Source organism: Pseudomonas sp. 51_B, assembly GCF_017491595.1.
Classification (GTDB): Bacteria; Pseudomonadota; Gammaproteobacteria; order Pseudomonadales; family Pseudomonadaceae; genus Aquipseudomonas; species Aquipseudomonas promysalinigenes.
Window position 1 is genome coordinate 47042 of record NZ_JAFGYW010000006.1, and the last position, 21663, is coordinate 68704.

Sequence of the window (21663 nt, forward strand, 5' to 3'; positions counted from 1 at the left end):
TTATCTGTTCCTCACAGGAGCCCTGCATGACCCTCGATCGCGAAGCCGCTTCCCATGTAGCCGAGGTTTTGTCCGAAGCACTGCCTTACATTCGCCGCTTTGTCGGCAAGACTCTGGTGATCAAGTACGGCGGCAACGCGATGGAGAGCGAAGAGCTCAAAACCGGGTTCGCCCGTGACATCGTGCTGATGAAGGCCGTGGGTATCAACCCGGTGGTGGTACACGGTGGCGGCCCGCAGATCGGCGACCTGCTCAAGCGCCTGTCGATCGAAAGCCACTTCATCGATGGGATGCGTGTCACCGACGCCGCGACCATGGACGTGGTCGAGATGGTCCTGGGCGGTCAGGTCAACAAGGACATCGTCAACCTGATCAACCGTCATGGCGGCAGCGCCATCGGCCTGACTGGCAAGGACGCTGAGCTTATTCGCGCGAAAAAGCTCACCGTGTCGCGTCAGACGCCGGAGATGACCCAGCCAGAAATCATCGACATCGGTCACGTGGGTGAAGTGGTCAGCGTCAACACCGACCTGCTGAACATGTTGGTCAAAGGCGACTTCATCCCGGTGATCGCGCCTATTGGCGTGGGCGTCGACGGCGAGTCGTACAACATTAACGCCGACCTGGTGGCCGGCAAGGTGGCTGAAGCGCTGAAGGCAGAAAAGCTGATGCTGCTGACCAACATCGCTGGCCTGATGGACAAGCAAGGCGAAGTCCTCACTGGCCTGACCACCGAACAGGTCAACGAGCTGATCGCCGATGGCACCATCTACGGCGGCATGCTGCCGAAGATCAAATGCGCGCTGGAAGCCGTCCAGGGTGGGGTAAACAGCTCGCACATCATCGACGGCCGTGTGCCGAATGCCGTGCTGCTGGAAATCTTCACCGACAGCGGTGTCGGCACCCTGATCACCAACCGCAAGCGCCACGCTTAACCTGTACTAACCGCTTCGCGGGCAAACCCGCCCCACCGGAAAGTCACTGCGCTCCAGTGGCAGTCCCGTACCGGTGGGGTTCACCTGCGAAAAAGCGCCGCTACAGGCAACAAAAAAGGCGACCCTCTCACGAAGGTCGCCTTTTGCATTACCAAGCCAGGATCAGATCCCGTACTGCGCCCGATAAGCCTCGACAGCCGGCAGGTGCTGCTTGAGCTGCGGGTCGTCTGCCAGGAATTCCAGCACCTGGGTCAGCGAAACGATGCTGACCACCGGAATGCCGAAGTCACGTTCCACTTCCTGGATCGCCGACAGCTCGCCATTGCCGCGCTCTTCGCGGTTAAGCGCGATCAGCACGCCAGCGGCCTTGGCCTGCTGTGCACTGATGATCTGCATGACTTCGCGAATCGCCGTACCGGCAGTGATCACGTCGTCGATGATCAGGACATCACCAGCCAAGGGGGCGCCTACCAGGCTGCCGCCTTCGCCGTGATCCTTGGCTTCCTTGCGGTTGAAGCACCAAGGCACGTCGAGCTGATGCTGCTCGGCCAAAGCCACGGCAGTGGCTGCCGCCAGGGGAATACCCTTGTAGGCTGGGCCGAACAGCACGTCGAAGGGGATCTTGCTATCAACGATGGCTGCCGCGTAGCAGCGGCCCAGTTGGGCCAGGGCGGAACCTGTGTTGAACAGGCCGGCATTGAAGAAATACGGGCTGGTACGCCCCGATTTCAGGGTGAATTCACCGAAGCGCAGCACGCCGCGATCGATGGCAAAACGGATGAAGTCGCGCTGATACGGCTGCATGTAAAGTCCCGGACACCACGGATTTAGCTAAATGGGTTGAGCTCGGGTATCATACACGCACGAGATTTTTGGGGCCATTTATGCGGATCATCAGTGTGAACGTGAATGGCATTCAGGCTGCGGCCGAGCGTGGTTTGCTCAGCTGGTTGCAAGCCCAGAATGCCGACGTCATCTGCCTTCAGGATACCCGCGCCTCGGCCTTTGAACTCGACGACCCAGCTTTCCAGCTCGATGGCTATTTCCTTTATGCCTGCGACGCGGAGGTACCCGCCCAAGGTGGTGTGGCACTTTATTCGCGCATGCAGCCCAAGGCAGTCATCACCGGCCTGGGTTTCGAGACAGCCGACCGCTACGGGCGTTACCTGCAAGCAGATTTCGACAAAGTCAGTATTGCCAGCCTGCTGCTGCCTTCGGGCATGAACGGCGACGAAGACTTGAACCAGAAATTCAAGTTGATGGACGATTTCGCCAAGTACCTGGACAAGCAGCGTCGCAAACGTCGCGAGTACATCTACTGCGGCTCGTTCTACGTGGCACAGCAGAAGCTGGACATCAAGAACTGGCGTGACAGCCAGCAATCGCCGGGCTTCCTGCCGCCGGAACGGGCATGGATGGATGCGATTACAGGCGACATGGGTTATGTCGATGCCCTGCGCGAAGTCAGCCGTGAAGGCGACCAGTACAGCTGGTGGCCGGACAACGAGCAGGCCGAGATGCTCAACCTGGGCTACCGGTTCGACTACCAGATCCTCACGCCGGGCCTGCGCCGCTTCGTGCGCAATGCTCGGCTGCCGCGTCAGCCGCGCTTCTCGCAACATGCGCCGCTGATCGTCGACTACGACTGGACGTTGACCATCTGAAGCATCCTGAAGCACAAAAAAAGCCGACTTCACGTCGGCTTTTTTTACCTGTAAGAGCTGTCAGTCAGCCAGGGCGGCCTGCTGCAGTTCGAAGATTTCGGTCATGCCCTTTTGCGCCAGCGCCAGCATGGCGTTGAAGTCTTCAGGCTGGAATGGCGCACCTTCGGCGGTACCCTGGACTTCGATGAAACCGCCGGCACTGGTCATGACCACATTCAAGTCGGTTTCGGCAGCGGAGTCTTCCAGGTAGTCCAGGTCCAATACGGCCTCGCCTTGGTACATACCTACCGACACAGCAGCGATCATGTGCTTGAGCGGATTGCCGCCTTTAAGGCCACCGCGCTTCTTGATCACGGCCAGCGCGTCGCAAAGGGCGACCATGGCGCCAGTGATGGACGCGGTGCGGGTACCGCCGTCGGCCTGGATCACGTCACAGTCGATGTACAGCGTGATGTCACCGAGCTTGCTCATGTCCAGCGCGGCGCGCAGCGAACGGCCGATCAGGCGCTGGATCTCTAGGGTACGGCCACCTTGCTTGCCACGGCTGGCCTCGCGCTGGTTCCGCTCGCCGGTAGAGCGCGGCAGCATGCCGTATTCGGCGGTCAGCCAGCCTTGGCCCTGGCCTTTGAGGAAGCGCGGTACGCCGTTTTCGACGCTGACCGTGCAGATGACCTTGGTGTCACCGAACTCGACCAGTACCGACCCTTCGGCGTGCTTGGTGTAGTTGCGGGTGATGCGGATCGAGCGGAGCTGATCGGCGGCGCGACCACTTGGACGTTTCATCTGGGATACCTGTACTGGGACTTTGAATCTGCCGGCCATTATAGAGCCCGTGGCCCGCAGAGGACATGCCTATTGTCGCGCGCCTGGCAGCCTGTCGCCTTTTCCCATTTGTGCGCACCTGCTCTGTAACATGGCCGGATTGGGCGCCAAGGGCGCACTGCGCTACAATCGCGCGCCTTCAATTCATTTACGCGAGGTAGTTCCCATGGTGCACAGCATGACCGCTTTTGCTCGTGTCGAGCGCGCAGGCAGCCAAGGCACCCTGGTCTGGGAATTGCGCTCGGTCAACCACCGCTATCTTGAGCCTCACCTGCGCCTGCCGGACGCCCTGCGCGACCTTGAAGGCGCGGTGCGCGAGGGCCTGCGCCAGGGCCTTTCACGCGGCAAGGTCGAATGCACCCTGCGCCTGCATGAGGACAGCAACGGCAAGCCGCTCAAGGTTGATCGCGAGCGGGCCGCGCAACTGGTCGCAGCTGCCGAAGAGGTCGCCGGCCTGATCAAGCAACCGGCAGCGCTCAATCCACTGGAGGTGCTTTCCTGGCCGGGCGTGCTGGTAGCCGATGCCACTGACCCGCAGGCCTTGAACGCCGAAGCCGTGGCGCTGTTCGATGAAGCTTTGGCCGAGCTCAAGGCCGGGCGTCAGCGCGAGGGCCAGGAGCTGGCTAAGCTCATCAACGAGCGCCTGGACAGCATGACCCAAGAGGTCAGCACCTTGCGCACCCTCGTACCGCAAATGCTCGCCGCCCAGCGGCAGAAGATCATCGATCGTTTCGGCGACCTCAAGGCCGAGCTCGACCCGCAGCGCCTGGAGCAGGAGATGGTGCTGCTGGCACAGAAAAGCGACGTTGCCGAAGAGCTGGACCGCCTCAGCACTCACGTCAACGAAGTGCGCCGGGTGCTCAAGTCCGGCGGCGCCGCCGGTCGACGCCTGGATTTTCTGATGCAGGAACTCAACCGCGAAGCCAACACCCTGGGCTCCAAGGCCTTCGACCCACGCAGCACGCAAGCGGCGGTCAACCTGAAGGTGTTGATCGAACAAATGCGTGAACAAGTACAGAACATCGAGTAAGGCCACCCCTACCATGAATCCAACCAGCGGCACCCTCTATATCGTTTCGGCACCCTCTGGCGCCGGCAAGACCAGCCTGGTCACTGCCCTCATCGAAGCCGACCCGCGGGTCAGTGTCTCGGTCTCGCACACCACCCGTGCCATGCGCCCGGGCGAGCAGCACGGTGTGAACTACCACTTCGTCAGCCACGACGACTTCAAGGGGCTGATCGCCAAGGGTGACTTCCTTGAGCACGCCGAAGTGTTCGGTAACTTCTACGGTACTTCGCGTAGTGCCCTGCAGCAGGTGCTCGACCAGGGCAACGACCTGATCCTGGAGATCGACTGGCAAGGCGCTCAGCAGGTACGCAAGCTGATGCCCGAGGCACGTTCGGTGTTCATCCTGCCGCCCAGCCAGCAAGCGCTACGCCAGCGCCTGGACGGTCGCGGCCAGGACAGCGAAGCGATCATCGCCGGGCGTATGAAGGAAGCGGTCAGCGAGATGGTGCATTACGATGAGTACGAATACGTCATCGTCAATGACGACTTCAACGAAGCGCTGGAAGATTTGAAAGCTGTGTTCGCGGCCAACCGCGAGGGTGATGCTGCCGCGCTCGCCCGCGCCGAAGAACTCAAGCTTGAGAAACAACAGCAGCGCCATCAAGCGCTGCTCAAGCAGTTGATAGGCTGAAACGGAAGGGGCCGCATAGCGGCCCCTTCGTTCATTCCGGCAATGGCAACGTGGCCTGCTGACGCAAGGTCGCGCCCAGGAAGTAAGCCGGTGCGCGCATCCGCGAGATCATCATCAGCACGATCCCCAGCGCCGAGATGATCGCCGCGATCACGAACACCAGGCCCACCCCCGCCACATGCGAGCCGCTGCCGAATTCCGGTGAGGCGCTGTCGATGACTGTCCGCACGAAAATCACCGAAAGGATCACCCCGCCCACCAGGGGGCACAGGCCGCGCATGAAGAAGTGGCGCAAGCTGCCGAACAGGCTGCTGCGGAAGTACCAGACACAGGCAAAGGCCGTGAGTGAGTAATAGAAGCAGATCATCATGCCCAGGGCTGTGATGGTATCGGCCAGCACGTTCTCGCTCAGGGTGCGCATGGTGACGTAGAACAGCCCCGCCGCAACGCCAGCACAGATGGTCGCATAACGCGGGGTCTGCGAACGCGGGCAGACGCTGGCGAACTTCTGCGGCACCGCGCCGTAGTACCCCATGGCTAGCAACGTGCGGGCCGGCGACACGAAGGTCGACTGCAACGACGCTGCAGTGCTGGCCAGCACGGCGATCGACATCAGAATCGCAAGCGGCCCCATCACCGGGCCTGCCAGGTGGGCAAACACGTTTTCCTGGATGCGCGGGTTATTCAGGCCCAGACCCTGCTCGCTGATGCCGGCGAACTGCAACGTGGCGATGGCGGTGATCAGGTATAGGCCAAGGATCAGCAGCACTGTCCAGGTTGCTGCTTTGCCTGGCACTTCTTCGCTGCCGACCGACTCTTCGCTGACCGTCAGGCAAACGTCCCAACCCCAGAAAATAAAGATCGACAATGACAGCCCGGCAGCGAACGCCGAGAACGACTCGACGCCAAACGGGTTGAACCAGGCGAAATCGAAGGCCAGCGGTGGCGGTGCGGTAGCGCCGCCGAAGGCCGCGAAGGCGAAGCCAAGCAATACCAACAGTTGTAGCGCCACCAAACCGTACTGCACGGTCATGGTGGTGGCCATGCCGCGGCAGCAAATCCACACTGCCAGTGCGATGAACACACAACAGGTGGCGATGTTGACCAACAGGTTGTCGGCCAAGGCTGCCAGGCCGTGGTGGCCAGTGATCTGGCTAAGGAACAGGTAGAAAAAGTCGACGGCAACCCCCGCCAGGTTGGACAACACGATGGTAGTGGCAACCACCAGCCCCCAGCCACCGATCCAGCCGATCATCGGGCCGAACGCCCGGGCCGACCAGGTAAACGAAGTGCCGCTGTCCGGCTCGGCGGAATTGAGCTCCCGGTAGCCCAAGGCAACCAGCAACATCGGCAGGAAACCGACGATGAACACGGCAGGAAGATGAGCACCGACCTCACGTACGGTTGGGCCAAGGGCGCCGGTGAGGGTGTAGACCGGCGCAATGGTGGAAATGCCAAGTACCACGCTGGCCAGCAGGCCAAGGCGGCCTTTGGCTAGCCCTTTGCTGCGTTGAATGGTGCCCGAGTCGGCCACATCGGGTGGGCGGCCGGCTTCTGTGTAATTGCTCATGAGTTTATGCCGTAACTATTGGAATTGTTTTCACAGGCCCCGTTCCCAAGGCCTGCTTCCACTCATTGAAAGCGCGCTGCCGGTTGAGCGTCATCCCGGACTTTTACCTGACTGATGGTCAGGCCCCTCGTGCAGCATGGGCAATGCAGGCCTCGCGGAACGCCTGGAAAAGACGCCGGGAGACCGGGTTGTCGGCGAAACGCCATTCAGGGTGCCATTGCACGCCAAGCACAAAGCCTGGCGCATCGGGCATGGACACCGCTTCGATCAGGCCATCCGGTGCCCGTGCCTCGATCCGCAGGCCTGGGGCCAAGCGGTCGATGCCCTGGCTGTGCAGCGAGTTGACCTCAAACTGTGCAGCCAGGCCCAGGCGCTCGAACAACCCGCCAGGTTCGACGCTGACAGGGTGGCGAGGCCCGTATTGCACCTGCAGGGGCGCATCCTCAGGTTCGCGATGGTCCAGGTAGCCGGGCAGTTCCTGCACGCGTTGGTGCAGGCTGCCGCCCAGGGCCACGTTCAATTCCTGGAAGCCACGGCAGATGCAAAACACCGGCACGCCTGCTGCAATTGCTGCCTGCAGCAACGGCAAGGTCAGGCGGTCACGGGCAACGTCGTGACGTGTGCCATCGGCGCTGGCGGCGCCATTGTAATGATGCGGCTCGATATTAGAAGGCGAGCCGGTGAAAACAATGCCATCGAGCCGGGCCAGCAAGGCCTGGCTGTCGCTGCCACCATCACGGGCCGGCAGAATCAGCGGCAACCCGGCGAAGCCCGCTGCCTCGACATACTTGTCACCTACCGTATGCGACGAGTTCTTCCCCACCTGCTGGCGGCAGGCGCTGATACCGATCAAAGGGACCGCAATTGCGCTCATGGGCTTACACCGTGTGCAGGTACCAGTTGTACTCGAGGTCGGAAATCGAAACTTCGAACTCGGCCAGCTCACTTTCCTTGCAGGCCACGAAGATATCAATGTAGTCCGGGCTGATGTATTGGTTGAGCACTTCACTGTCATCCAGCGCGCGCAAGGCATCGCGCAGGTTGTTCGGCAGGCTCTGCTCCAGTTGCTCGTAGGAGTTGCCTTCAATGGGGGGGCCGGGCTCGACCTTGCTGGTCAAACCGTGATGGATACCGGCTAGGATGGCCGCCAGCATCAGATAGGGGTTGGCATCAGCGCCTGCGACACGGTGCTCGATGCGAACGTTCTCGCTGCTATCGGTGGGAACGCGAACGGCTACGGTGCGGTTGTCCAGGCCCCAGCTTGGCGCGTTCGGCACGTAGAACTGCGCGCCGAAGCGGCGGTAGGAGTTGATGTTCGGGCATAGAAAGGCCATCGACGCTGGCATGGTCTCGAGCACCCCGCCGATGGCATGGCGCAGGGCATCGCTTTGCAGCGGGTCTTCATGGGCGAAGATGTTCTTGCCGGTTTTCTTGTCCAGCAGCGAGATGTGCACGTGCAAGCCGTTGCCCGCCTGGCCCGGATAGGGCTTGGCCATGAATGTGGTGTCCATTTCATGATCGTAGGCGACGTTCTTGATCAGCCGCTTGAGCAGGATCGCGTAATCGCAGGCTTTCAATGGGTCGGCGACGTGATGCAGGTTGACCTCAAATTGCGCCGGGGCACTTTCCTTGACGATGGCGTCAGCCGGCAGCCCTTGCTCCTTGGCGGCTTCGAGCATGTCCTGAAGGCAGTCGGCGTATTCGTCGAGGTCGTCGATCAGGTACACCTGAGTCGACTGCGGGCGCTTGCCCGAGATGGGCGAGCGCGGCGGTTGCGGGCGGCCGTTGAGGTTGTCCTGATCGATCAGGTAGAACTCCAGTTCGAACGCGGCGCAGATATCCAGGCCCATGGCGTCGAACTTGCTCACCACCTGGCGCAGCACTTCGCGTGGGTCGGCGAAGAACGGCGCACCGTCGAGTTCGTGCATGGTCATCAGCAACTGGGCGGTGGGGCGCTTTTGCCACGGCTCGTCCGACAGCGTGCCGGCAATTGGGTAACAGATGCGGTCGGCATCGCCGATGTCCAGGCCCAGGCCTGTGCTTTCGACAGTCGAGCCGTTGATGTCGAGGGCGAACAACGAGGCCGGCAGGTTGATGCCTTTTTCGTACACCTTGTGCAGGCTGGCGCGCTCGATGCGCTTGCCGCGTACCACGCCGTTCATGTCGGAAATCAGCAGGTCGACGTACTGCGTATCCGGATGGGCCTGAAGAAAGTCATTCATCTCGCTGGAAGTACTGGCGCACGGGGTGACCGACGTCATGGCTTACATCCTATGATTTGCTGCGGCGATGTGGGGGTACGGCTGGCGCCTCACGGGCGACGATGGTTGCAGCTGTTGTTGTTTTTCACTTTCCCATCGTGGGGATTGATGACCCGACCGGGCGCATTGATTCCCGGGGGCCGTTTCACTATAAAATGGCCCTAGCGCAACAGACATTGGCATTTCGGCAAGCAGAGCGTGCACCCATGCAATATCAAATTACCCACGCCGACCTCTCCCTGGTACTGGCACTGGAACGCGGGCGCTCATTGGCAAAGGCCGCCGAACTGCTCAAGGTCGACGTTTCCACGGTGTTCCGCTCGATCCGTCGGCTGGAGTCGGCACTGGGCACCGCGCTGTTCGTGAAAAGCCGCAAGGGCTACCTGCCGACCGACACGGCCCAGGCCCTGGCCGAACAGGCCGAACGCGCCGAGCAGGCGCTTGAGGCTGCGCGCATCGCCATGACCAGCGGTGAGCAAGTGGTCAGCGGCACCGTGCGCTTGACCTGCACCGAGGCGGTGATGCACAGCCTGCTACTGCCCGCGCTGGCTGTGTTCATGCCGAACTACCCGGCGTTGTCGCTGGAGATGGGCACCTCCAACACCTTCGCCAACCTCAGCCGGCGTGACGCGGACATCGCCCTGCGCCTGACCAACACTCCGCCAGAACATTTGGTCGGGCGCTGCCTGGGTTCGACCTCCTATGTGATTTGCGGTCAGCCGCAATGGCGCGAGCGCTTGAATGAATCGCCCAGCAGCGTGCCGTGGATCGCCCCCGACGATTCGATGCAGGACCACCCCACCGTGGTCTGGCGCAACCAGCAGTATCCTGGGTTAAGCCCGCGATACCAGTGCAGTGGCATGTCGACCATCGCCCAGTTGGTCAGCGCCGGGTTAGGCGTGGCAGCGCTGCCTGACTATATGGTCGATGCGTTGCCGGGAGTGGATGCGTTGAACGGGGCGCTACCAGGGTGCGATACCCAGTTGTGGCTGCTGACCCGCCCGGACTGCCGGGCACTACGGTCGGTGCAGACGTTGTTCGAAGAACTGACGCCGCTGTTGCGGGATGCAATGCTCTGAGGTTATCGTCAGAACAGGCATCGAAGAGCTCTGCTGCGGCCCTTTCGCGGTTGAACCTGCGCCCAACGGGTACGATGACATCAATGGCTTGCGGGAGTCTCGATAAAACAGCGCTTCCCTATTGGCTGGTGATTTTTTAAACTATCGAGTCCGCCTGCCCGTATTGGGCTGCACGCCTATCGCATTTGCTACTGAGGAAGACCATGGCCCGCGTAACTGTTGAAGACTGCCTGGAACACGTGGATAACCGTTTTGAGCTGGTCATGCTCTCGACCAAGCGTGCCCGTCAACTGGCTACCGGCGGCAAAGAGCCACGCGTAGCATGGGAAAACGACAAACCGACCGTGGTCGCCCTGCGCGAAATCGCCGAAGGCATCGTGACCCCTGAGTTCATCGCTGCAGAAGAGATCGTCACCGAGGATCCGGTCTTCGCCGCGTTCGAGGACGAGTCCAACGAGGCTGTCTGATCCATGCCCTGTCGACGTCGCGCGGCACAAGGCCCTCTTGCTCGGCAAGAGGTGAAACCATGCCAGGCATAGAAGCCTTAGCCGAACGGCTGTCGACCTATCTGGGGCCTGAACAGGTCAACCTGGTCCGGCGCGCCTATTTCTACGCCGAACAGGCCCACGACGGGCAGCGCCGCCGCAGCGGCGAGCCATACGTGACCCATCCGCTGGCAGTGGCCAGCATCCTCGCCGACATGCACATGGACCATCAGAGCCTGATGGCGGCCATGCTGCACGACGTGATCGAAGACACTGGTATCGCCAAAGAAGCCCTCTGCCAGCAGTTTGGCGAGACCGTGGCCGAGCTGGTCGATGGGGTCAGCAAACTGACCCAGATGAACTTCGAGACCAAAGCCGAGGCGCAGGCCGAGAACTTCCAGAAGATGGCCATGGCCATGGCCCGCGATATACGCGTGATCCTGGTCAAGCTCGCTGACCGCCTGCACAACATGCGCACTCTGGAAGTGCTGTCCGGCGAAAAACGCCGGCGCATCGCCAAGGAAACACTCGAGATCTACGCCCCCATCGCCAACCGTCTAGGCATGCATACGGTGCGCGTGGAGTTCGAGGACCTTGGCTTCAAAGCCATGCACCCGATGCGTTCGTCGCTGATTCACCGGGCGGTGAAAAGCGCGCGCGGCAACCGTAAAGAGATCGTCGCCAAAATCGAGCAATCGCTGGCCAATTGCCTGGCAGCCGATGGTATTGCAGGCGAGATCAGCGGCCGGCAGAAACACCTCTACGGCATCTACAAGAAGATGCGGGGCAAGCGCCGCGCCTTCAACGAGATCATGGACGTTTACGCCTTCCGCATCATCGTCGACAAGGTAGACACCTGCTACCGTGTGCTCGGCGCGGTGCACAACCTGTACAAGCCGCTGCCCGGGCGCTTCAAGGATTACATCGCGATTCCCAAGGCCAACGGCTATCAGTCGTTGCATACCACGCTGTTCGGCATGCACGGGGTGCCCATCGAAATCCAGATTCGCACCCGCGAAATGGAAGAAATGGCCAACAATGGTATCGCTGCCCACTGGCTGTACAAGTCCAACGCAGACGAGCAGCCCAAGGGCAACCACGCCCGCGCCCGGCAGTGGGTCAAGGGCATCCTCGAGCTGCAGCAGCGCGCTGGCAACTCGCTGGAATTCATCGAAAGCGTGAAGATCGACCTGTTCCCGGACGAGGTCTACGTGTTCACGCCAAAAGGCCGGATCATGGAGCTGCCCAAGGGCTCCACCGCCGTCGACTTCGCCTACGCGGTGCATACCGACGTGGGCAACAGCTGCATCGCCTGCCGCATCAACCGCCGCCTGGCACCACTGTCCGAACCGCTGCAAAGCGGCTCGACGGTTGAAATCGTCAGCGCCCCTGGCGCACGGCCAAATCCGGCGTGGCTCAACTTCGTGGTCACTGGCAAGGCGCGCACACACATTCGCCATGCCCTCAAGCAGCAGCGCCGTTCGGAGTCGATCAGCCTTGGCGAGCGCCTGCTGAATAAAGTGCTAACCGGCTTCGACAGCAGCCTTGAAAAAATCCCTCAGGAACGCGTCCAGGCCATTCTGGCCGAATACCGCCTGGAGCTGATCGAAGACCTGCTCGAAGACATAGGCCTGGGCAACCGCATGGCCTACGTGGTCGCTCGCCGGCTGCTTTCTGCCGAAGGCGAACAGCTGCCGGCGCCGGAAGGGCCGCTGGCCATTCGCGGCACCGAAGGCCTGGTCTTGAGCTATGCCAAGTGCTGCACACCCATCCCGGGCGACCCCATCGTCGGCCACCTGTCTGCAGGCAAGGGCATGGTCGTGCACCTGGAAAACTGCCGCAATATCAGTGAAATCCGCCACAACCCGGAAAAGTGCGTACAGCTTTCCTGGGCCAAGGACATCGCTGGCGAATTCAACGTCGAGCTGCGTGTCGAGCTTGAACACCAGCGCGGCCTGATTGCGTTGCTGGCCAGCAGCGTCAACGCGGCGGACGGCAACATCGAGAAGATCAGCATGGACGAACGCGACGGCCGTATCAGCGTGGTCCAACTGGTGGTCAGCGTGCATGATCGTGTGCACCTGGCACGTGTGATCAAGAAGCTGCGTACCTTGACCGGCGTGGTCCGCATCACCCGCATGCGTACGTAGTCCGCCAACCGCAAGGAGTCATCATGAGCAAGACCGTCATCAACAGCGACAAGGCCCCTGCCGCTATCGGCACCTACTCCCAGGCGATCAAGGCCGGCAACACTGTCTACATGTCAGGGCAGATTCCCCTCGACCCAAAGACCATGGAACTGGTCGAGGGCTTCGAAGCCCAGACCGTGCAGGTGTTCGAAAACCTCAAGGCCGTGGCTGAAGCAGCAGGCGGTTCGTTCAAGGACATCGTCAAGCTGAACATCTTCCTCACCGACCTGAGCCACTTCGCCAAGGTCAATGAAGTCATGGGCCGCTACTTCGAACAGCCGTACCCCGCTCGCGCCGCCATCGGCGTAGCCGCGCTGCCAAAAGGCGCCCAGGTCGAAATGGATGCCATCCTGGTCATCGAATGACGCCCCTGGTGACGGGCGCCATGCCCGTCACTCTCTTTTGCAAGGTTATCCCGTCATGCGACAAGCACTGCCCCTCGCGTTGGCAGCCCTGCTTCTGGGCGGCTGCGCCAGCCACAAACCTGAAGACTTCAACGGTACCTGGATCAACCAGGAGGCCATCAAGGCCGCCAACAAAGGCGGCAGCCTGCGCCAAGCACTGAACGAAAACGGCCCGATCTTCGAATGGAAGCTCGACGTTGCGCATCAGCAGGCCAGCTACAGCAACGGCTTCGAGGCGGCTGACGGCCAGCTCAGCGCCAACCAGAAAAATTGGCAAGCGAGCTTCGAGGGCGGCCAGACCGAACAGCTAGAGCTCGATGGCGACGAGCTCAAAGCCATCAGCCAGAGCGGTGCCGAACAAACCTTCGTGCGCGTCGAACAGCCCGGTAACACGCCACTGGGCGCTAGCTTTGAGAAGGCGCTTTACCAGGCCTACCTCGGTGGTGACTGGAAGGTCCTCGAAGGTCAGGGCAAAGGCGGTATCGTTCGCTTCAGCGATACCGGCACTGTCACCGGGCTGCCAGGCCCGGATCGTTTCGCCCTGTGCCTGGCCGGCGACTGCGCCAGCATGGGTGGCAGCAACGATAGCCTGTGGCTGGAGCGCAACCAGCGCGGCGCGCCGTTCATTTTCAAGCGTGACGGCAACAAACTGACCATCTACCAGGCAGTTAATACCGCCCAGGCAGATGAGATTCCGCAGTTGTCGCCAGGGGCGCAGCAGTGGGTGCTGGAACGGGACTAACGCCCGACTTGAGCCGGGCCGGCGCTGGCTCATCGATCAGCGCTGGCCTGCCAGGATTGCTGCATAGCCTTCCTTGTAGCTTGGATACTCAGGCACCCAACCCAACGCCCGTGCTCGGGCGTTGCTGCAGCGCTTGCTGCCGGTACGCCGCACGCGCTGTTCGTCGGACCACTGGGTGACCCCAAGGTACCCCCGCAACCAGCCCACCACTTCGGCCAGGGGCGCCGGGTCGTCGTCGACACCAATGTAGCAATCGTCCAGCGCCACGCCGTCGGCATCGGCCTGCAAGAGAAAAGCCATCAGGCTTGCCGCATCTTCTGCATGAATCCGATTACCGTACAGCGGCGGCTGCTCGACTACCCGATAGCCTTGACGTACCTGGCTCAGCAGCCACTCGCGGCCCGGCCCGTAGATACCCGTAAGGCGCACCACACTGGCAGGTATGCCACTTGCCAGCGCCAACCTCTCGGCCTGCAGCATAACCTTGCCGGAATAGCCTTCAGGCTCGGTGGCGGCCGATTCGTCGACCCATTGGCCGTCCTTCTGAGCGAATACACTGCTGCTGGAGACGAATAGCAGACGGCGGGGGCGCTGGCCGCGCAGGGCAAGCCACGCCAGCACATGGCGCAGGCCGTCGACGTAGGCCGCCTGATAGCCCGCCTCGTCATGCTGGCTGGCAGCTACACAATAGACCAGATAGTCCGGCGAATGCTGCGGCCAGGCCTGCGGGATGCTCGGGTCCGACAGGTCGGCGGCAATCGGTGCAACGCCCGCTGGAAGCTGCCCGACAGAGCGGCGCAGACCGCTGACCTGCCAGCCTTTGGCCAGCAGCTGGCAGGCCAACCGGCCGCCTACATCACCACATCCCACGATAAGCGCGCTAAGGCCTGACATCGAAAAACTCCCTGAAGCAAAGGGTCAGGCTAGCCGGATTACACGATAGACGGCTAGACCTCGGGTTGATAAAGCAACAATATTACTTTTGTTAACAAGAATTACTTGCAATAATGGCACCCCTATCTGTTCTCGGCCTACCTCGAGGCCTTGGAGAACACACACTTTCTTCTTCATCAGGTCCGGCTAGCATGACACGTACTCAACCCTCCGCTTCGCCAAACCCGTCGCGCGCCTGGCGCGCCATTGCCGCGCTGCTGTTCAGCCTGGTGCTGGCCCCGGTAGCCATGGCCGATGAGCCTGCCGCCAATGCCGCAACGCCTGCAGCCGCAGCCGCTCCAGCAGCACCGGCAGCGCCCGCCGCCGAAGGCCAGGCCACCTCAGCGCCCAATGCACCTGCCGCCGACCCGGCCGTTGAGCAGCTGGTTGAAGATACCTCGCTGGGCATGGCTCACGACCTTTCGCCATGGGGCATGTACAAGAACGCCGATATCGTCGTGAAGATCGTGATGATCGGCTTGGCCATCGCTTCGATCATCACCTGGACCATCTGGATCGCCAAGGGCTTCGAGCTAATGGGCGCCAAGCGCCGCTTGCGTGGCGAAATCGCTGCGTTGAAGAAGTCGGTCAGCCTCAAAGAAGCCAGCGATGTCTCCAATAAAGAAGGCACCCTGGCCCATACCCTGGTCCATGACGCTCTCGAAGAGATGCGTTTGTCGGCCAACACCCGCGAGAAGGAAGGCATCAAAGAGCGCGTCAGCTTCCGTCTGGAGCGCCTGGTAGCGGCCAGCGGCCGGGCCATGAGCAGCGGCACCGGCGTGCTTGCCACCATCGGGTCTACCGCGCCATTCGTGGGCCTGTTCGGTACCGTATGGGGCATCATGAACAGCTTCATCGGCATCGCCAAAACCCAGACCACCAACCTGGCCGTGGTTGCCCCAGGTATCGCCGAAGCCCTGCTGGCTACCGCCCTGGGCCTGGTCGCAGCGATTCCGGCAGTGGTCATCTACAACGTCTTCGCCCGTTCCATCGCCGGCTACAAGGCGCAGGTGTCCGACGCCTCTGCCCAGGTGCTGCTGCTGGTCAGCCGCGACCTGGACCACCAAGGCAGCGAGCGCGCCGCCCCGCACATGGTGAAAGTGGGGTAAGCCATGGGCCTGCATCTGAACGAAGGTGGCGACGACCTCGCCGAAAACCACGAAATCAACGTAACGCCGTTCATCGACGTGATGCTGGTGCTGCTGATCATCTTCATGGTTGCAGCGCCCTTGGCCACGGTGGACATCAAGGTCGACCTACCGGCATCGACCGCTAAGCCGGCGCCACGGCCCGAGAAACCGGTGTTCGTCAGCGTCAAGGCCGACCAGAAGCTGTATATCGGCGACGATCAGGTGCTCGCTCCGGCACAGCTTGGCCCGATGCTCGACGCCAAGACCAAGGGCGACAAGGAAACCACCATCTTCTTCCAGGCCGACAAGGGCGTGGATTACGGTGACCTGATGGAAGTGATGAACAACCTGCGCGCGGCCGGCTACCTCAAGGTCGGTCTGGTAGGTCTCGAGACGGCAGCCAAGAAATGACGAAACCGCGCTCAAACGTGGCGCGCTACGCTGTCAGCCTGGCGATCGTGCTGGGCGTGCACGTGGTCGCCGTGCTGCTGACGCTCAACTGGTCGGTGCCCCAGGCCATCGAACTGCCACCGGCAGCGATGATGGTCGAGCTGGCGCCGCTGCCTGAGCCTGCGCCACCGCCCCCTCCGAAAGCCGCCCCGCAGCCACCGGCACCGGTCGAAGAACCGCCACTGCCGAAGGTGGCCGAGGCGCCCAAACCGAAGATCGCCGTCGCCAAGCCGGTCAAGCCAAAGCCCAAGCCTCAGCCGCCCAAGCCTGTGAAGAAGCCTGAGCCGCCAAAGGATGAGCCACCGGCCAAAGAGCAGGTAGCCGACACGCCGCCAAGCAACACGCCACCGCAAAAATCGGCAGCACCGGCCCCCAGCATCGCCGCCAACAGTAAAGCGCTGCCGACCTGGCAGAGCGACCTGCTGCGCCATCTGGCCAAGTACAAGCGCTACCCCGAAGACGCTCGCCGCCGCGGCCTGCAAGGTATCAACCGCTTGCGTTTCGTGGTCGACGCCGAGGGCAAGGTGGTGTCGTACACCCTGGCAGGCGGTTCTGGTAGCGCATCACTGGACCGGGCGACGTTGGAAATGATCCGCCGAGCTGGCACGGTGCCCAAGCCACCGGCCGAGTTGCTGACCAACGGCACCATTGAAGTAGTCGCACCATTCGTCTACTCACTGGACCGCCGCTGATATTTTTTGTTTCTGTCACAAACCGGCAACTCTGATAACGTGCGTCTATCGATTGCAGCCGCTATGCTGGGCTCGCAACTTCATGGACGCACGTTATGACCCTCACAGAATTACGCTACATCGTCACGCTCGCTCAGGAGCAGCACTTCGGCCATGCCGCCGAGCGCTGCCACGTCAGCCAACCCACCCTGTCGGTTGGCGTGAAAAAGCTCGAGGACGAGCTTGGTGTACTGATTTTCGAGCGCAGCAAAAGCGCCGTGCGCCTTACCCCGGTCGGCGAAAGCATCGTGGCTCAGGCACAAAAGGTGCTGGAGCAGGCGCAGGGCATTCGTGAACTGGCTCAAGCCGGCAAGAATCAGCTCACCGCGCCGCTCAAGGTCGGTGCCATCTATACCGTCGGCCCATATCTGTTCCCGCACCTGATCCCGCAGTTGCATCGCGTTGCACCGCAGATGCCGTTGTACATCGAAGAAAACTTCACCCATGTACTGCGCGAGAAGCTGCGCAACGGCGAGCTGGACGCAGTTATCATCGCCTTGCCGTTCAACGAAGCCGATGTGCTGACCCTGCCGCTGTACGATGAACCGTTCTGTGCGCTGATGCCCGCCGACCATCCCTGGACGGCCAAGAAGACCATCGACACCGCCCTGCTCAACGACAAGAGCCTGCTGCTGCTCGGCGAGGGCCACTGCTTCCGCGACCAGGTGCTGGAAGCCTGCCCGACGCTGAACAAAGGAGGTGAAGGGTCCAAGCACACCACGGTCGAATCCAGCTCGCTGGAAACCATCCGCCACATGGTTGCCTCAGGGCTGGGTGTTTCGATCCTGCCGCTGTCGGCCGTGCACAGCCATCACTATGCACCTGGGGTCATCGAGGTGCGTCCGTTGACTGCGCCAGCACCCTTCCGAACCGTAGCCATCGCCTGGCGCGCCAGCTTCCCCCGGCCCAAGGCCATCGAGATCCTCGCCGACTCGATACGCCTGTGCTCGGTGGCCAAATCACCTGCGCAACAAACGGCCTGATTCATGACGGAGTTGTCGAAGGTTCCGGTCACGGCGCTCAAGGGCGTAGGCGATGCCATGGCGGAAAAGCTCGCCAAGGTGGGCCTGGAAAACCTTCAGGATGTGCTGTTCCACCTACCCCTGCGTTACCAGGACCGCACCCGCGTGGTGCCCATCGGCCAACTGCGGCCTGGCCAGGACGCAGTGATCGAGGGCGTGGTCAGCGGCGCTGACGTGACCATGGGCAAGCGCCGCAGCCTGGTGGTGCGCTTGGGTGACGGTACCGGTGTGCTGAGCCTGCGCTTCTATCACTTCAGCAATGCGCAGAAAGAAGGCCTCAAGCGCGGTACCCATCTGCGCTGCTATGGGGAAGCTCGCCCTGGCGCCTCGGGCCTTGAGATTTACCACCCCGAATACCGAGCGCTCAACGGCGACGAGCCACCGCCACCGGTCGAGCAGACCCTGACACCGATCTACCCCTCCACCGAAGGTCTTACCCAGCAACGCCTGCGGGTGCTTTGCCAGCAGAGCCTGGCCATGCTCGGCCCGCGCAGCCTGCCCGATTGGCTGCCCGATGAGTTGGCCCGCGACTACCACCTGGCGCCACTGGACGATGCCATCCGCTACCTGCACAACCCACCGGCAGACGCCGATCTTGACGAGCTCGCCGAAGGCCAGCACTGGGCCCAACACCGCCTGGCTTTCGAAGAACTGCTGACCCATCAGTTGTCGCAGCAACGCCTTCGCGAAAGCCTGCGTTGCCTGCGTGCACCAGTGCTGCCCCCGGCCAAACGCCTGCAGGCGCAATACCTGGCCAACCTGGGCTTTCAGCCGACCGGAGCGCAGCACCGAGTGGCCAAAGAAATTGCCTACGACCTGAGCCAGCACGAACCCATGTTGCGCCTGGTGCAAGGCGATGTCGGCGCCGGCAAGACCGTAGTTGCTGCCCTTGCCGCACTGCAGGCCCTGGAAGCCGGCTATCAGGTGGCGCTGATGGCACCTACAGAAATCCTTGCCGAGCAGCACTACATCACTTTCAAGCGCTGGCTGGAGCCGCTAGGCATCGAAGTGGCCTGGCTGGCCGGCAAGCTCAAGGGCAAGGCCCGCGCCAGCGCCTTGGAGCAGATTGCCGGGGGTGCGCCAATGGTAGTTGGCACCCACGCACTGTTTCAGGAAGAAGTCCGCTTCAAGCACCTGGCGCTGGCGATCATCGACGAGCAGCACCGCTTCGGTGTGCAGCAACGCCTGGCCCTGCGCAAGAAAGGCGTGGCTGGCGAGCTGTGCCCGCACCAGCTGATCATGACCGCAACGCCGATCCCCCGCACCTTGGCCATGAGCGCCTACGCCGACCTCGACACCTCGGTCCTCGACGAGCTGCCGCCAGGGCGCACGCCCGTCAACACCGTGCTGGTCGCCGATAGCCGCCGCTTCGAGGTGGTCGAACGGGTCCGCGCTGCCTGCGCCGAGGGGCGCCAGGCCTATTGGGTGTGTACCTTGATCGAAGAGTCCGAAGAGCTCACCTGCCAGGCGGCCGAGAGCACCTTCGAAGAGCTGGGCAGTGCACTGGGCGAATTGCGCGTGGGCCTGATTCACGGCCGCATGAAACCTGCCGAAAAGGCCGAGGTCATGGCGCAGTTCAAACAGGGCGAACTGCAATTGCTGGTGGCCACCACGGTGATCGAGGTCGGCGTCGACGTACCCAATGCCAGCCTGATGATCATCGAGAACCCCGAGCGCCTGGGCCTGGCTCAGTTGCACCAGCTGCGCGGCCGGGTTGGCCGCGGCAGCGCGGTCAGCCACTGTGTGTTGCTTTACCACCCACCGCTGTCACAGATCGGGCGGGAACGCCTGGGCATCATGCGCGAAACCAACGACGGCTTCATCATCGCCGAGAAAGACCTGGAGTTGCGGGGCCCCGGCGAGATGCTGGGCACGCGCCAGACTGGGCTGTTGCAGTTCAAGGTAGCCGATCTAATGCGCGATGCCGACCTGCTCCCTGCGGTACGCGACGCGGCTCAAGCCCTGCTGGCTCGCTGGCCGGACCATGTCAGCCCGTTGCTCGATCGATGGCTGCGCCATGGCCAGCAATATGGCCAAGTGTGACGACAGTCCCAGAATGGATCCAGTCTTGCCACCAGACTGGTTATACTTCGCGTTTAAAAGAAATTGTGGATACAGACCATGACTGAAGTTGCCTTGGACACCGCAACCCCACACGCACCGTCTGTTATCCGGCTGTTGCTCGAAAAACTTCGCGTGGGCTTCGAAGAGGTGCCTGAGCACTCTGAGCTGCCGGCCGAGTCTCGGGTGCAGGCGATTCTTCTTGATGACGAGATCGGTGCATTGCTGGTGCTGTTCCCCCATAGCAAGCTGCTGGACCTCAACCGTCTTGAAGAGTTGACAGGCCGTAAACTCAAGGCCGTACCCGTGCCGCGCCTGAAGCAGATGCTGGACAAACACCAGCTCAAGGCTCTGCCGGCCATCCCAGCGCTGACCAGCTCGCCGTGCTTGTACGAAGGCAAATTGCTCGACGCCCAATACCTGCTGATTCAATCCGGTGAAGCCGGTTTGCTGCTGAAAATTCATCGTGACGACTACAAGCGAATGCTCGCCAAGGCTAGCGCCGGCAGCTTCGGTCAACCTGTGCGCGACATTCGCCCCAACCTCGACCGCCCGGATGACGACCCAAAGGAAATCACCCAGGCTGTCCAGGCATTCACTGCCCGGCGCATTCAGAAGCGCCTGGAAGAAACCATCGAAATCCCGCCATTGGCCGATACCGCGCAAAAGATCATCAAACTGCGGGTCGACCCTAACGCCAGCATCGACGACATCACCGGTGTAGTTGAAACCGACCCAGCCCTGGCCGCCCAGGTGGTCAGCTGGGCCGCTTCGCCCTACTACGCGTCGCCGGGCAAAATCCGCTCTGTGGAGGACGCCATCGTCCGCGTGCTGGGTTTCGACCTGGTGATCAACCTGGCCTTGGGCCTTGCTCTGGGCAAGACCCTGAGCCTGCCCAAGGACAACCCGCAGCAGGCCACGCCATACTGGCAGCAGTCGATCTACACCGCTGCCATCATCGAAGGCCTGACCCGTGCGATGCCCCGCGCCGAACGCCCTGAGGCTGGCCTGACCTACCTCGCCGGGCTGCTGCACAACTTCGGCTATTTATTGCTGGCGCACGTCTTTCCGCCACATTTCTCGCTGATTTGCCGGCATTTGGAGGTCAACCCTCACCTGAACCACACCTTCGTGGAACAGCATCTGCTGGGAATCAGCCGCGAGCAGATCGGCGCCTGGCTGATGAAGCTGTGGGACATGCCTGAAGAACTGTCTACCGCGCTGCGGTTTCAGCATGATCCGGCCTATGACGGCGAGTTCTCGGCCTATCCGAACCTGGTATGCCTGGCGACCCGCCTGTTGCGTGCCCGCGGTATAGGCTCGGGGCCGCAAGAACAGATCCCGGATGAGCTGCTCAGTCGCCTGGGCATTAGCCGGGAAAAGGCCGACGACGTGGTGAACAAAGTGCTTGAAGCTGAGGCTTTACTACGAGATCTGGCTTCGCAGCTCAACGCTCCGCACTGATGGCATAGCAGGCGCCTTTGG

21 protein-coding genes are annotated in these 21663 nt (G+C 61.9%); 15 read left to right on the forward strand and 6 right to left on the reverse strand.

All coding sequences use genetic code 11. The annotated features are described in order from the left end of the window. Positions 1-26 precede the first annotated feature (26 nt). Positions 27-935 (forward strand): acetylglutamate kinase, encoded by a 909-nt coding sequence (gene argB / locus J5M56_RS09585; RefSeq protein ID WP_186476170.1) that lies wholly within the window; start codon positions 27-29, stop codon positions 933-935. A 162-nt stretch (positions 936-1097) separates the two neighbouring features. Here argB and pyrE read toward each other — a convergent pair whose 3' ends face one another. Next, positions 1098-1739 (reverse strand): orotate phosphoribosyltransferase, encoded by a 642-nt coding sequence (gene pyrE / locus J5M56_RS09590; RefSeq protein WP_060477228.1) that lies wholly within the window; start codon positions 1737-1739, stop codon positions 1098-1100. 80 nt (positions 1740-1819) lie between these two features. Between pyrE and J5M56_RS09595 the strand changes: the two genes are divergently transcribed. Further along, complete coding sequence (locus tag J5M56_RS09595; protein WP_008091582.1) at positions 1820-2599, forward strand: exodeoxyribonuclease III; 780 nt, start codon at positions 1820-1822, stop codon at positions 2597-2599. A 60-nt stretch (positions 2600-2659) separates the two neighbouring features. Here J5M56_RS09595 and rph read toward each other — a convergent pair whose 3' ends face one another. Further along, positions 2660-3382: a ribonuclease PH gene (rph, locus tag J5M56_RS09600; RefSeq protein ID WP_060477229.1), complete on the reverse strand. Its 723-nt coding sequence runs from the start codon at positions 3380-3382 to the stop codon at positions 2660-2662. A gap of 205 nt (positions 3383-3587) precedes the next feature. On the opposite strand from rph, the gene J5M56_RS09605 reads away from it, so the two are divergent. Together J5M56_RS09605 and gmk are read left to right on the forward strand one after the other, a co-directional pair. Continuing rightward, complete coding sequence (locus J5M56_RS09605; protein ID WP_186476169.1) at positions 3588-4451, forward strand: YicC/YloC family endoribonuclease; 864 nt, start codon at positions 3588-3590, stop codon at positions 4449-4451. Positions 4452-4464: 13 nt separating this feature from the next. Next, the gene (gmk, locus tag J5M56_RS09610; RefSeq protein ID WP_186476168.1) at positions 4465-5121 is read left to right on the forward strand and encodes a guanylate kinase; all 657 of its coding nucleotides are present in this window, start codon (positions 4465-4467) and stop codon (positions 5119-5121) included. A gap of 31 nt (positions 5122-5152) precedes the next feature. On the opposite strand, the gene J5M56_RS09615 is transcribed toward gmk, so the two are convergent. The 3 genes from J5M56_RS09615 to J5M56_RS09625 form a co-directional block, all read right to left on the reverse strand. Further along, positions 5153-6691 carry an APC family permease gene (locus J5M56_RS09615; RefSeq protein WP_186476167.1) on the reverse strand — a complete coding sequence of 513 codons (1539 nt, stop codon included), beginning with the start codon at positions 6689-6691 and terminating at the stop codon, positions 5153-5155. 118 nt (positions 6692-6809) lie between these two features. After that, the gene (locus tag J5M56_RS09620) at positions 6810-7565 is read right to left on the reverse strand and encodes a gamma-glutamyl-gamma-aminobutyrate hydrolase family protein (protein ID WP_207936613.1); all 756 of its coding nucleotides are present in this window, start codon (positions 7563-7565) and stop codon (positions 6810-6812) included. Between the two features lie 4 nt (positions 7566-7569). Continuing rightward, positions 7570-8952, reverse strand: coding sequence for a glutamine synthetase family protein (locus J5M56_RS09625; protein ID WP_060477234.1), 1383 nt, complete (start codon positions 8950-8952; stop codon positions 7570-7572). A 206-nt stretch (positions 8953-9158) separates the two neighbouring features. Here J5M56_RS09625 and J5M56_RS09630 point away from each other — a divergent pair, with 206 nt between their 5' ends. From J5M56_RS09630 to J5M56_RS09650, 5 genes are all read left to right on the forward strand, one after another. Continuing rightward, positions 9159-10031, forward strand: coding sequence for a LysR family transcriptional regulator (locus J5M56_RS09630; protein WP_207936614.1), 873 nt, complete (start codon positions 9159-9161; stop codon positions 10029-10031). A 203-nt stretch (positions 10032-10234) separates the two neighbouring features. Continuing rightward, positions 10235-10498 carry a DNA-directed RNA polymerase subunit omega gene (gene rpoZ, locus J5M56_RS09635; RefSeq protein WP_016394025.1) on the forward strand — a complete coding sequence of 88 codons (264 nt, stop codon included), beginning with the start codon at positions 10235-10237 and terminating at the stop codon, positions 10496-10498. A 59-nt stretch (positions 10499-10557) separates the two neighbouring features. After that, positions 10558-12666, forward strand: coding sequence for a bifunctional GTP diphosphokinase/guanosine-3',5'-bis pyrophosphate 3'-pyrophosphohydrolase (spoT, locus tag J5M56_RS09640; protein WP_060477236.1), 2109 nt, complete (start codon positions 10558-10560; stop codon positions 12664-12666). A gap of 23 nt (positions 12667-12689) precedes the next feature. Further along, entirely contained in the window at positions 12690-13070 is a 381-nt protein-coding gene (locus tag J5M56_RS09645; RefSeq protein WP_009684531.1) for a RidA family protein, read from the forward strand. 55 nt (positions 13071-13125) lie between these two features. Then, entirely contained in the window at positions 13126-13851 is a 726-nt protein-coding gene (locus J5M56_RS09650) for a hypothetical protein (protein ID WP_207936616.1), read from the forward strand. A 36-nt stretch (positions 13852-13887) separates the two neighbouring features. Here the strand turns inward: J5M56_RS09650 and J5M56_RS09655 are convergent, their stop codons facing one another. Further along, positions 13888-14745: an SDR family oxidoreductase gene (locus J5M56_RS09655; RefSeq protein WP_207936618.1), complete on the reverse strand. Its 858-nt coding sequence runs from the start codon at positions 14743-14745 to the stop codon at positions 13888-13890. Positions 14746-14936: 191 nt separating this feature from the next. Here J5M56_RS09655 and exbB point away from each other — a divergent pair, with 191 nt between their 5' ends. The 6 genes from exbB (at position 14937) to J5M56_RS09685 (ending at position 21642) form a co-directional block, all read left to right on the forward strand. Then, positions 14937-15893 carry a tonB-system energizer ExbB gene (gene exbB, locus J5M56_RS09660; protein ID WP_207936620.1) on the forward strand — a complete coding sequence of 319 codons (957 nt, stop codon included), beginning with the start codon at positions 14937-14939 and terminating at the stop codon, positions 15891-15893. A gap of 3 nt (positions 15894-15896) precedes the next feature. Next, a complete protein-coding gene (gene exbD, locus J5M56_RS09665) occupies positions 15897-16325 on the forward strand; it encodes a TonB system transport protein ExbD (RefSeq protein ID WP_060477240.1) in 429 nt (142 codons plus the stop codon). Continuing rightward, on the forward strand, positions 16322-17056 hold the full coding sequence (locus J5M56_RS09670; RefSeq protein ID WP_186476162.1) for an energy transducer TonB: 735 nt from the start codon (positions 16322-16324) through the stop codon (positions 17054-17056). The genes exbD and J5M56_RS09670 overlap by 4 nt, the downstream gene beginning before the upstream one ends. A gap of 95 nt (positions 17057-17151) precedes the next feature. Next, the gene (locus J5M56_RS09675; RefSeq protein ID WP_060477242.1) at positions 17152-18078 is read left to right on the forward strand and encodes a hydrogen peroxide-inducible genes activator; all 927 of its coding nucleotides are present in this window, start codon (positions 17152-17154) and stop codon (positions 18076-18078) included. Positions 18079-18081: 3 nt separating this feature from the next. Further along, positions 18082-20160 carry an ATP-dependent DNA helicase RecG gene (gene recG / locus J5M56_RS09680; RefSeq protein WP_060477243.1) on the forward strand — a complete coding sequence of 693 codons (2079 nt, stop codon included), beginning with the start codon at positions 18082-18084 and terminating at the stop codon, positions 20158-20160. A 78-nt stretch (positions 20161-20238) separates the two neighbouring features. Further along, complete coding sequence (locus tag J5M56_RS09685) at positions 20239-21642, forward strand: aminoacyl-tRNA deacylase and HDOD domain-containing protein (RefSeq protein ID WP_060477244.1); 1404 nt, start codon at positions 20239-20241, stop codon at positions 21640-21642. Positions 21643-21663 lie beyond the last annotated feature (21 nt).